The sequence below is a fragment of the Methylobacterium sp. J-088 genome (genome assembly GCF_022829295.1).
In the GTDB taxonomy this organism is placed as follows: Bacteria; Pseudomonadota; Alphaproteobacteria; order Rhizobiales; family Beijerinckiaceae; genus Methylobacterium.
Map to the genome: position 1 here is coordinate 1 of NZ_JAKSYH010000033.1, position 11,720 is coordinate 11,720.

An 11,720-nucleotide genomic window follows, 5' to 3' on the forward strand; every position below is an offset into this window, starting at 1 on the left:
GGGGTGGCAGTGTGCGCCGGCGGTGAGAGGCACGGGCGGGGGTGCGCGGGTGGAGGGCGTCGGGGCGGCGGCGGCGCTACCCAGGCGCCGCACCCGGGTGGGGCCGGGGACGGGGCTCGCGGGGGCGCCGCCCCCACCGGCGGAGGGCGCGTTCGGCCAGTGGGGCGCGGGCCGTGCCGCCCGGGGGGGGGGGGGGGGGGGGGATTTCGGCACCGGAGACGCTGACCGTTGAGACGCAACGATCAGGTTCCGCCGCGGAACGCGCGCAGCCATGCGGGATAAATCACCCCCCTCGCTGGAGGGCGCGTGGCGCGACCCGTTCGCCGAAGCAGGCCTACTCGGCGGGGTGCAGGCCGCCGACGAAGCCGTTCGCCGGAGCCTCCTCGGTGATCGGCTCCTGAATCATCGTCCAGTACCCGAAGGCCGCCACCAGGGCGATCACCGCGCCGGTGATGAACGCCATGGAAAAGTGGCCCGTCCCGCCGACGATGAACCCGGTCACCATCGGCGCCAGGGCGCCGCCGATGTAGCCGCCGAAATTCTGCATCGCGCCCAGCGAGGCGGTGCAACTCGCCGGCGCCGCCACCGACGCCATCGCCCAGGCAGCCGACGAACTCATGTAGACCAGGAACAGCGAGGCCGAGATGCTTGCGATGGCCAGCGTGTCGCTCGGTGTCAGGGCCGCCACCACGGTGAAGAACGCCGTCGCCACCAGGGACGCGGCCATCGGGATCTTGCGGCTGCGGATCGGATCGACGCCGCGGCGCACCAGCATGTCCACGACGCGGCCGCCCAGGATGCCGCCCATCACGCCGAACGCGAACGGGATCGAGCCGACGAGCCCGGTCTTCTGCAGGGTGAAGTGGCGCTCGATCTCCAGGTAGCTCGGCAGCCACGCGGTGTAGAGCCACGTCATGTAGATGCAGCCGAAGTAGCCGACGATCATCCCCCAGCTGGTGCGGAAGCCGAACAGCCGGCGCCATGCGCTCCAGGTGACGGAGCGGCTCGCATTCGGAGCGTCGCCCTCCTCCAAGAAGGCGCGCTCGGCCGGGGTCAGGTTCGACTCGCGCGGGTTGCGGAACACCGCGTAGACAAGAGCCGCGAGCACGAGCCCCGCCGCGCCCATGATCACGAACATCGCGCGCCAGCCGAAGCTGACCATCAGGAAGGTCAGCAGCGGCAGGGCCAGGAAGGTGCCGAGAGAGGAGGCACAGTTCCAGATCCCCGTGGCGGTGCCGCGCTGGCGGATGTTGAACCAGTCGCGGGAGACCCGGGCGCAGGTCGGGAAATGCGGCGCCTCGCCGAGTCCGAGCACGATGCGCGCGCTCACGAACTGCCAGAACGAGGTCACGGCGCCGCCCAGCATCTGGCCCAGCGACCAGCAGGTCAGGCCGAGGGTGAGCGTCAGGCGCGGGCCGAGCCGGTCCGCCAGGGCACCGGCCGGAAGCTGCGCGAAGGCGTAGGCCCACAGGAAGGCCGAGAGAAGCAGGCCCATATCGGGGATCGACAGGCCGAGATCCGCCCGGATCAGCGGATTGGCGACCGCCAGCGTCGCGCGGTCGACGTAGTTGACGACCCCGGCCGTCACCAGCAGCGCGAGCGAGACGGTCTGGATGCGCTTGACGCGCGGTGAAGCGGCCAGGGCCATGGCGTTTCTCCCGAATGACGGGCCCGTTCGGGGCTCCGGGACCGTCCGGTCATTTGCGACTCAATGACGGCCCACACGCATTCTGCACCGAACGCCGCCGGACGGAAGAGCCGTCGCCCCTCGCCTCCGGGGCTCCGCCGTCGTAGACCGTCCTCCTCCGTCACCGTCCGAGACAGCTCCGCGTGCGCCTGACCCAGATCACCCATCACGACCTCGACGGCTACGGCGCCTCGACGGTGGCGGCCGCCTGCGCCACGGTCGAGCGCGTCATCCATGTGCCGCGCTACAGCGATGTCGGCCCGGTCCTCGAGGACGAGGTCAAGCGCCTCGGCCGGGCGGCCGAGGGCGAGACCCTGCTGATGACCGACCTCGGCCTAGAGGAACAGACCATCGCGGGCCTCAAGAAGTTCGCCGCATTGAATCGGCGCCGCGATGAGGGTCGCAAGCACCGCCTCGTCGTCCTGGACCACCACGCCTCGTCCCTGGATCAGTTGCGTCGCCTCGGGCTGGACCCGTCCGCCGACGCGGCACGGCCCGGCCTCAACCGGGTCGACATGGAGGATCCGGAGATCGCGATCCTGATCGAGGAGGACATCTGCGCCACGCGGATGACCTTCGAGCATCGGGCCCTGTTCGCGACGCATGAGCCCCAGACCGACCTGACCAGCTTGCTCGCCGCGATCGACGCCGTCGATATCTGGCGCAAGGAAAGCCCCGCCTTCCGGGGCGGCCTGGCGCTCGACGAGATGTTCTGGGAGGCGGTGTCGAGCTTCGTGCCGGTGGGGCATCCCTGGCACGACCGGTTCGTGTCCGACATCCTGCTCGCCGCAGCCGAGACCCTGCGGACGGGGGCGAGCCCGGCCGCGCTCGAACAGCGCGCCACCGCGATCCGCACCGGGGTGGTCGAGGCCCTGTTGCGCGACGCGCCGGACGACGATCCCGCGCTCACCACGCGCATGCGCCTCGCCCGGGCGCTCGCCCGCTCGGACGCGCTGTTCCGCCCGCTGAAGGACGGCACGCTCCTGTCCTTCGCCCTCGATTCCGGGACCTTCCAGCGGGTGTCCGACCTGATCATGGATGCCGGCCGGGCGACGCGCGTTGTGAACGTCCAGCGGATGGGCACGCTGTCGTTCCGCTCCAACAACGGCACGGCGCTCGACGGCGCCCGGCTGTTCCGCGGCGGCGGCCACCGGGACGCCGCGGGCGGCCGGCTCCAGAACGGCTCGGCTTTCTCGATGGCCGATGCCATCGCGCAGGTGGAACCGGTGCTGAACCCGGAGAAGCCCGCGGGCTCGGATAGCCCGTTCGCGGCGCTGAAGAACTGGAAGGGGTGATGTCGGCCGCGTTGGCCACCCATCCGGAGGAGCGCTTGCCGCTTGCGTCATGAGGGTGGGCGGAACGCCGCAGAGAAGGGGCGCTTCGCGATCGGCTCACGCCGCGTGAGGCTGATCCAGCACAGCCCCGGGCGCCACCTGCTCGCTGGCGTCGAGGATCTCGACGCCGACCATGCGGCCGTCCGCATCCAGATCCGTAACGAAACCGGGGCGGATTTCCTCGCTCTCGACCACGCACCTCTCGGCGAGGCGAATGTACAGCGCGTCAACGACGGGGCCGTACGCGGATTTCATCGCGTCTTCCTCCCGTCGCGCGTACGACCTCGATCGAGCAAAGCCGTCATGATCAAGGCTTCCGCGCCGTCCTGAAGCGGCTCGTATACCACGCGCAGCACATGCTTCCTCGCATTCGGGTACGCGGACCGTTTCCACGGCCATTCCCCTCGCACCGCGAACACGGTTCCGCGGCCTTCCGACATTCTCTTGTCGCGCGCCAATGCGGACGTATCCTCAGCCCTCGCTGAGCGTGGCCGCTGTCCGGACCAAGAGACACCATCGCCCATGCGCCCCGCCCGCACGCGTATCCGCGTCCTCGCCATGGGCCAGATCGTCGGCTGGGGCAGCGTCGGCCTCACGGCGGTCGTCGCACCCCTAGTGGCGGCCGATCTCGGGATGGACCTGGCCGCAGTCTTTGCCGGAAACGCAATTGTCTACGCCACCATGGGCGTGTCCGCGCCGATCCTCGGGCATGCCTTTGTCCGATACGGCGCGCGGACTGTCATGACGGCCGGAAGCGCGCTGGCGGGTCCGGGCTTCGTCGCGCTGGCCCTGGCGGCTGGTCCGGTCTCGTATTGTGCGGCCTGGGCCGTCCTCGGCGTGGCCGGAAGCGCGATGCTGACCAATGCGGCCAACATCCTGCTGAACGAGATTGCCGGGCCCAGCGCCCGGCGGGCGATCGCGGCGCTGATGCTGGCGACCGGCCTGTCGAGCAGCCTGTTCTGGCCAACCACGGCCTTCCTGACCGGTCTCGGTGGCTGGCGGGGCATCTGTCTCGTCTACGCGGCGGCGATGTGGTTCCTCTGCCTGCCCCTGTATCGGTGGGGCCTGCCGCCGCGCGCGGAGCCCGCTGGCGGAATCGATCCGACGCCGGCTGCGTCCGAGCCGCAGCGGCCGACAAGCACGTTCCTGCTGATCGCCTGCGGGATCACCCTCGACGCGTTCGTCACGTTCGGTCTCAGCGCCACGCTGATCGAGTTGCTCGTCGCCGAGGGCTTGAGCCGGCCCGACGCCGTCGGCTACGGCTCGATGCTGGGTATCGTCCAGGTCGGTGCGCGGGGCATCGACTTCCTGGGCGGCGGCCGGTGGGACGGACTGACCAGCGGCGTGTTCGCCGGCGTCCTCGTGGTGACGGCGCTGCTCCTGCTCGCCGCAGGCGGCGGGACCGCAGGCGCGGTCATGATGTTCATCCTGATCTACGGTCTCGGCAGCGGCGTCCTGGCGGTCGTACGTGCGACCCTGCCGCTCGCCTTCTACGACAAGTCCGCCTATGCGCGCGCCGCCTCGCGGATCGCGCTTCCCCTCAACCTCGTGACGGCGGCCGCCCCGCCGATCCTGGCGACGGTCCTCACGACGTTCGGCCGGGAGGCCGTCCTCCTGCTGACGGCCGGATGCGTGCTGATGGCGACGGCGACGTTCCTGGCGCTGACACGCCGCCGCCCCGGCGCAGGCGTGCGGGCCGTCAGAGTTTGAAGTCCTCGCCGAGATACAGCCGCCGCGCCTCGGGGTTCGCCACGATCTCCTCGGGCGTGCCCTCGGTGAGGATGCGGCCGGAATGGGCGATGTAGGCGCGGTCGATCAGGCCCAGCGTCTCGCGGACGTTGTGGTCGGTGATCAGCACGCCGATGCCGCGCTGCTTCAGGTGCTTCACCAGATCCTGGATGTCGCCCACCGCGATCGGGTCGATGCCGGCAAAGGGCTCATCCAGCAGCATGAAGGTCGGCGAGGAGGCGAGCGCCCGGGCGATCTCGCAGCGCCGCCGCTCGCCGCCCGAGAGCGCGATCGAGGGCGACTTGCGCAGGCGGGCGATGTCGAACTCCTCCAGCAGGGAATCGAGCTTGCGTGCCCGCTCCTTGCGATCGGGCTCGGCCACCTCCAGCACGGCGCGGATGTTGTCCTCGACGCTCAGGCCCCGGAAGATCGAGGCCTCCTGCGGCAGGTAGCCGATGCCGAGACGCGCCCGCTGGTACATGGGCAGATGGGTGATCGGGAGGCCGTCCAGGGTGATGTCGCCGCGATCGGCCGCCACCAGCCCGGTGATCATGTAGAAGATCGTGGTCTTGCCGGCGCCGTTCGGTCCGAGCAGCCCGACCGCCTCGCCGGTGCGGACGGTGAGTCCCGCCTCGTGGACCACGGTTCGGGCACCGTAGCTCTTGCGCAGGCCGCGCACGCAGAGGATGCCGGGGCCGCCGTCATCCGCCGCGGACAGGTCCGCAGGCCCGGCGCCCTCCGGCTGGCGCGCCTGTCGGCCGAACAGGCGCCCGAGCCAGCCTGCCCGGGTCGCCGGTTCCTGCGGACCGGCCTGGAACGCCACGGCGCCGCTCAATCGACCTGCGCCTTCGGCTTGGGCGGCGGCTGGGCGCAGCCCTTCGCCTTGCCGTCCTTGCCATCGGCCTTCTCGCCCGGCACGAACAGGGCCGAGACGCGACCGCCCGCGACCGGGTCCATGTTGGCCCGGCCGCTATTCATGTCGTAGACCAGCCGCTGGCCGCGGGTGACGTTTTGGCACTGGCTCAGCACGACATTGCCGGTCAGCACGATACGCTTGGCATCCTGATCGAACACCGCGTGGTCGCCGGTGGCGACCTGATCCTTCTGCACCACCGTCACCGGGCCGGCGCAGTCGACCTTCTGGATGCCGTTCTCGGCCGGGTTCCGCGGGGCTGCCGCCTCGGCGCTTTCGTCCTTGACCGCGCCCTTGGCGTCCTTGACCGCGCCCTTGGCGTCCTTGCCGGGCGTATCCTTGCCGCGCTTGTACGTGACCGTCATGGTTGAGCATCGGATCGTGCTGTCGCCCTGAACGGCCACGACGTTGCCGGCGAAGACCGCCTTGTTCTCGCGGTCGAACACATCGAGTCGGTCGGCGTCGATCTTGATCGGATCCTTGCCGCTGCCGCCGATATTGCCGAACGGCGAATCCTTGCGCGCCACCGGCTTCTCGGCCAGCGCCGGACCGCCCAGGACCAGCCCGGACGCCAGGACGGCGAAGAGGATGCGGAGCACGCTCACCGGGCATCCTCCGCCGGCCGCGCGTCCGAGGTCTGAATGCGCAGGGCGGCCTTATCGGCCTGATCCTCGTTCACGATGACCACATGGACGTTGCCGACGAACGAGATCCGCTTGCCGCTCTCGACCACGTCGAGGGTGTCGGCGTTCACGGTGGCGCGCGAACTCGACACGGTCACCGGCTCCAGCGACGTGATCGCTCCGGTCTTGAACGTCACGGCGGCCGAGCGCAGCCGCGCCTCCTCGCCCTTGTCGGTCCAGATCCGGATGTCGTCCTTGAGGTCGAGGGCCTCGCGGGCGCTGTCGAACAGGCCAGAGGCGGCCGACAGGCGGGCGATGCCGCCCTGGTCGTCGGTGGCGATGTGGCCGCGCATGTGCTGCAGCTCGATCAGGCTCGGCTTGCGCACATCCTGCAGGGCGGCGTCCGCCGTCACCTCGTAGCCGCGGGTGCCCTGGCGGAACCCCGCGAGCCGCGGATTCTCCATGCGTACCTTCGAGCCGGCGAGCGTCACGGCGCCGACCGTGACACCGGGCAGATGGGCCGCGAAGGGATTGAACAGGTAGGCCAGCAGAAGCGCCACCGCGCCGCCGGCGGCCACCGGGATCAGCCGGCGCATCGTGCGCACGCGACCGCTGTGGCGGTACGCCCGGGCGTGAGCCCGGGTTCGCGCCGCCGCGACCGCCTGTCTGGTGCCGGCTTCAGCCTCGACCGGGTTCATGCAGCGTCCGTGAGGCGCGGCGGGCCGCGCGCGAAAGGGATCGGATCAGACGCCTGCGGCCCCCACCGCGCCCGCGCCAGCGACCGGGCAATGCTCCCGGCCAGTGGCGAAGTTATGGCTTGACCATTTCCGTTTGATCAACCGAACTTATCACCGTCCTCGCGGCATGTGCGTAGACACACGCCGCGAGGCCCGCTGTTTGTCCCGCCGCACCTACGCGGAGTGGGCTGCCGCCAGCGCCGCCGCCACCGTGCGGGCGAAGGCCGCCGGGTCGCGCGGGCTGTCGCCATCCTGGATGCGGGCGAGGTCGAGCAACGTGCCGGCGGCCTGCGGCACCTCCGATTCGGGCGCGGCGGCCAGGGCGCGAATCAGCGGGTGGCGCGGATTGATCTCCAGCACCGGTTGACCGGCGCCGGTGCGTCCCGCCCGGCGCATCAAGCGCTGCATCTGCAGATCGGGCCCACTGGTACCGGCCGAGAGCACCACGGCCGAATCGACCAGTCGGTCGGTGGTGCGCACGTCCGAGACCTCGGTGCCGAGCGCCGTCTTCACGGCGGCGACGAAGGTATCGATGCCCTCGGGCGCCTCCGGCTGCTCACCTTCGAGCGCGAACTTTGAGAGGTCGAGCCCTCCCTTGGTGATGGAGCGGAGCGGCTTCTCGTCGAACGTGCCGAGTTGGTCCGGCCAGAAGGCGTCGACGTGGTCGGAGAGGAGCAGCACCTCAAGGCCGCGGGCCTTGAAGCCCTCAAGCTGGGGCGAGGATTTCAGCGCCTCGGCATCGTCGGCGACGAGGTAGTAGATCGCCTCCTGCCCGTCCTTCATCCGGGACACGTAGTCGGCGAGCGAGGTCCAGCCCTCTACCGCCGAGGAGCGGAAGCGCAGCAGCGGGGCGATCTCGCCCCGGCGCTCGAAGTCCTCGTAGATGCCCTCCTTCAGGACGGGACCGAAATTCTCCCAGAACGGCTGGTAGCCTTCGGCGTCCTTGGCCCGGTTGACGAGTTCGGACACGACGCGGCCGGTGACAGCCCGCCGGATCCGGGCGAGCGCCGGGGTCGATTGCAGCATCTCGCGCGAGACGTTGAGCGGCAGGTCCTCGGTATCGACCACGCCCTGAACGAAGCGCAGCCACGGCGGCAGCAATTCGGCCTCGTCGGTGATGAACATCCGCCGGACATGCAGGCGGACCTTGCTCTGCCGCTCGTTCTCGAGCGCCTGGAACGGCTTGGAACCCGGGATGAACAGCAACGCGGAGAAGTCGAGCTGCCCCTCGGCGCGCCAGTGCAGCGTCGCCCAGGGCTTGTCGAAGTTCATGCCCAGCGAGCGGTAGAACTCCTCGTACTGCTCCTCGGTCACCTCGGATTTCGGCTTGCGCCAGAGGGCAGTGCCCTGGTTGGCCGATTCGTCTTTGCCGTCGCGCACGATCGCGATCGGCACGGTGATGAAGTCGGCCCATTTCCGCACGAGGTGGTCGAGCCGGTAAGGCTCCAGATACTCGTCGGCATCCGCCTTGAGGTGTAGGACAATATCGGTGCCGGGCTCGGATCGCGTGGCCGGCTCCAGCGTGTAATTGCCCTGCCCTTCCGAGGCCCAGGTCCAGGCCTCGTCGCTGCCGGCGCGGCGCGACGTGACCGTGACCCGGTCGGCCACCATGAAGGCCGAGTAGAAGCCGACGCCGAACTGGCCGATCAGGCTCGGCCGGTCCTCGGCCTTGGCGGATTCGAGCGTCTGCGAGAACGCCCGCGTGCCGGAGCGCGCGATGGTGCCGAGGTTGGCGGCGAGATCCTCCTTGGTCATGCCGATGCCGGCATCCGAGACCGTCAGGGTCCGCGCCTCCTTGTCGGGCGCGATGCGGACCTTGGCGTCCGGCGGCAGGGCGCTCGCCGCGGAGGTCAGGGCCTCGAACCGCCGCCGGTCCATGGCGTCGGCCGCGTTGGCGACCAGTTCGCGCAGGAAGATCTCGCGGTCGGAGTAGAGCGCGTGCACGACGAGGTCGAGGAGGCGTCCCACCTCAGCCCCGAATTCATGCCGCTCGATCGTCTCGCTCACGTGTGATGCCTCCGCTGTAGGGAAAACGCGCGGTGGCGATATGCTGGCGAACGCGGCCGTTTTCAATGCGAGGGGCGCGTGCAGCGCCGCGCTATCACGCGGTTCAGGACCGGCCTCGCCCACCCACGGCTCGGCCAGCCGAGGGACTGTCGTCGGCCCGGCTTCCAGATGTTAGAATTTGGTCCAGCTGCCGGCAGGCCAGCGCGATGTAGCGCGGGATCTCCCGGTCCTTGGTGAAATAGGCGACGCGGCGGCGGGCGATCCCGAGTTGGGCCGCTGCCGCATCGAGCGTCAGGTCGTTGCGCCGTAGGAAATTTGAGAACTCCGCGTTCGTCATCGCTGCGGCTGCCAGATCCTCGATCGTCTCGGCACCGATCTTAAGGTCGTCGTGGCCGTCCCATCGGATCGATCCCCCCCAGGCGCCGAGCCGCACCGCGTCGAACGCGACAGTCCCGTCCCGGAGGGGGCGGAAGACCTTGAAGGTGAAAATGACCGGTGCGAGATCGACTTTGTCGGTGCATCCGAGCCGGGTACCGCCCGCCCAGGTCACCATCACCGTATAGGGACCATCCGCGACGGTTACGCTCGCCAGCTTGGGCAAGGGCTCTCCCACGGTTACGATCGCGTCGGCCTCATCCACGCTCATTGAGGCGCCTTCACTCCGCCATCAGGGCTTCGGTCTATCCAGCTGCCCAATCCACGACTTCGGCGAGGGCACGTCGCGTGTAGGTTCCCCGGATGACCTGCAACGTGCAGATATCGATCAACGCGTGGAAGTCGGTACCGATCATGTGAAAGTGCGGCGGGCTATGATCGCGCGAGCGCACTTCGATCCGAAAAGCATCGAAGCGGTAGAACGTGGGCACGGCCTATCAACCGGACTTCGACCCTTGGAGAGTAGTGCACGACGTGCACTCGATCAACGGCGGGGCATGTGCCTCCGATCAGATTTCGATCTCCGTCCCCACCTCGACGATCTGTCGGGTCGGCAGGCCGAAATGGGCGCCGGTGCGCTCGGCGTTGCGCTTCATGAAGGCGAACAGGCCCTCCCGCCACGGCGCCATACCGGGTTGGGTCGGCGATGGGATCACCACCTCGTGGCCCACGAAATACGTCATGTCCTCCAGATATTCCGGCGGCAGCAGGCCGCTCGCCACGGCGCAGTGCAGCCCCTCGGGGATCGAGGCGGTCTGCATGAAGCCGTAGCGCAGCACGACGCGCTCCATCCCGGGCGTGTATTTCGAGATCGCCTTGCGGATCCCCTGCGCCACCAGGGTCACCTGCGCCCGCTCGCGCGCGGGAATGACCGGCTCCTCCTCGTAGATCACGGTGATCAGCAGGATTCGCTCATGCAGGCACCGGCTGCGCTCGATCAGCCGGCCGAGCGCCATCGGGATGCCCTCGGTGGCGGCGGTGAGGAAGGCAGCGGTCCCGGGCAGCGTCACCGGCGGGTGCGAGCCGAGGCGGGACAGGAACGTCGCCTCCGACATGCGCATGGTCTGCCGGACAGTTTCGAGGACGTGGTTGCCCTTCATCCAGGTCAGCATCAGGAAAGCGACCGCGCCGGCGAGCAGCAGCGGAAACCAGCCGCCCTCGAACAGCTTCACGCTGTTGGCGGCGAAGAAGATCGCGTCGATGACGAGGAAGAAACCGTTCACCGCGAAGACCAGAACGGGATTGTAGCCCCAGCGCAGCGCGATCAACGCGGCGAGCAGCGTGGTGATGCCCATCAGCGCCGAGACCGCGATGCCGTAGGCCCCGGCCAGCGCGTCGGAAGAGCCGAACACCACGACGGCGGTGAGCGTCGCGACGGCGAGCAGCCAGTTCACCGCCGGCACGTAGATCTGGCCGCGCTCGTCCTGATCGGTGTGGACCACCCGCATCATCGGCATGAAGCCGAGCTGGATCGATTGCTGGGTCAGCGAATAGACGCCCGAGATCACGGCCTGCGAGGCGATCACGGTCGCCATGGTGGCGAGCGCAACCAATGGATAATGCGCCCAATCCGGCGCCAGCAGATAGAACGGGTTCTCGATCGCACCCGGATCCGCGATGAGCAGGGCGCCTTGGCCGCAATAGTGGATCAGCAGCGCGGGCAGGACCAGCGCGAACCACGCGAAGCGGATCGCAGGCGCACCGAAATGGCCCAGATCGGCGTACATCGCCTCGCCGCCCGTCACCGCCAGGAACGCCGCGCCGAGCATCAGGAAGCTGACGTGCCAGCCCGCGTGGATCAGGAAATCGACGGCCCGCCAGGGATTGGCCGCGGCGAGGATCTGCGGGGCGTGCAGGATGCTCGGGATGGCGAGCAGCACCAGCACCACGAACCAGACCAGCATGACCGGCCCGAACACCCGGCCGATGGCGGCCACGCCCTTGTGCTGGACCATAAACAGCCCAACCAGAATCACGAGCGTGATCGGCACCACATACGGCCCGAGCGACGGCGCATCGACCTTCAACCCCTCGACGGCCGAAAGCACCGAGATCGCCGGCGTGATCGCCCCGTCGCCGTAGAGCAGCGCCGCCCCGACCAGCCCGACCACGAGAAGCAGCGCCTTCCACGAGCCCGGCCGGGCATGCCGTGCGCCGAGCAGCGCCAGCATGGCGACGATGCCGCCCTCGCCGCGGTTGTCGGCGCGCAGGATCAGCACCGCGTATTTGAGCGAGACGATCAGGATCAGCGACCAC

The 11,720-nt window shown here is 69.3% G+C and carries 11 protein-coding genes; 2 read left to right on the forward strand and 9 right to left on the reverse strand.

Annotated elements, in window-relative coordinates; translation table 11 throughout:
- Window positions 1–334 precede the first annotated feature (334 nt).
- Window positions 335–1,648, reverse strand: coding sequence for an MFS transporter (locus MKK63_RS03205; RefSeq protein ID WP_243998651.1), 1,314 nt, complete (start codon window positions 1,646–1,648; stop codon window positions 335–337).
- 182 nt (window positions 1,649–1,830) lie between these two features.
- On the opposite strand from MKK63_RS03205, the gene MKK63_RS03210 reads away from it, so the two are divergent.
- A complete protein-coding gene (locus MKK63_RS03210) occupies window positions 1,831–2,982 on the forward strand; it encodes a dimethylmenaquinone methyltransferase (RefSeq protein WP_243998653.1) in 1,152 nt (383 codons plus the stop codon).
- A 96-nt stretch (window positions 2,983–3,078) separates the two neighbouring features.
- Here MKK63_RS03210 and MKK63_RS03215 read toward each other — a convergent pair whose 3' ends face one another.
- The gene (locus tag MKK63_RS03215) at window positions 3,079–3,276 is read right to left on the reverse strand and encodes a DUF2283 domain-containing protein (protein WP_243998655.1); all 198 of its coding nucleotides are present in this window, start codon (window positions 3,274–3,276) and stop codon (window positions 3,079–3,081) included.
- Window positions 3,277–3,543: 267 nt separating this feature from the next.
- On the opposite strand from MKK63_RS03215, the gene MKK63_RS03220 reads away from it, so the two are divergent.
- Window positions 3,544–4,731: an MFS transporter gene (locus MKK63_RS03220; RefSeq protein WP_243998657.1), complete on the forward strand. Its 1,188-nt coding sequence runs from the start codon at window positions 3,544–3,546 to the stop codon at window positions 4,729–4,731.
- Here the strand turns inward: MKK63_RS03220 and lptB are convergent.
- From lptB to MKK63_RS03255, 7 genes are all read right to left on the reverse strand, one after another.
- A complete protein-coding gene (gene lptB / locus MKK63_RS03225) occupies window positions 4,721–5,584 on the reverse strand; it encodes an LPS export ABC transporter ATP-binding protein (protein ID WP_409564467.1) in 864 nt (287 codons plus the stop codon). The two genes, MKK63_RS03220 and lptB, sit on opposite strands and share 11 nt — an antisense overlap.
- On the reverse strand, window positions 5,581–6,267 hold the full coding sequence (locus tag MKK63_RS03230) for an LptA/OstA family protein (RefSeq protein ID WP_243998660.1): 687 nt from the start codon (window positions 6,265–6,267) through the stop codon (window positions 5,581–5,583). Before MKK63_RS03230 ends, lptB begins: the two co-directional genes overlap by 4 nt.
- Complete coding sequence (lptC, locus tag MKK63_RS03235) at window positions 6,264–6,983, reverse strand: LPS export ABC transporter periplasmic protein LptC (RefSeq protein WP_243998662.1); 720 nt, start codon at window positions 6,981–6,983, stop codon at window positions 6,264–6,266. The genes MKK63_RS03230 and lptC overlap by 4 nt, the downstream gene beginning before the upstream one ends.
- A gap of 213 nt (window positions 6,984–7,196) precedes the next feature.
- The gene (htpG, locus tag MKK63_RS03240; protein ID WP_243998664.1) at window positions 7,197–9,029 is read right to left on the reverse strand and encodes a molecular chaperone HtpG; all 1,833 of its coding nucleotides are present in this window, start codon (window positions 9,027–9,029) and stop codon (window positions 7,197–7,199) included.
- Window positions 9,030–9,132: 103 nt separating this feature from the next.
- A complete protein-coding gene (locus MKK63_RS03245; protein ID WP_243998666.1) occupies window positions 9,133–9,675 on the reverse strand; it encodes a DUF2442 domain-containing protein in 543 nt (180 codons plus the stop codon).
- Window positions 9,676–9,709: 34 nt separating this feature from the next.
- Window positions 9,710–9,895 (reverse strand): DUF4160 domain-containing protein, encoded by a 186-nt coding sequence (locus tag MKK63_RS03250; protein WP_243998668.1) that lies wholly within the window; start codon window positions 9,893–9,895, stop codon window positions 9,710–9,712.
- Between the two features lie 78 nt (window positions 9,896–9,973).
- A partial coding sequence (locus MKK63_RS03255) for a potassium transporter Kup (RefSeq protein WP_243998670.1) occupies window positions 9,974–11,720 on the reverse strand: 1,747 nt, incomplete at its 5' end.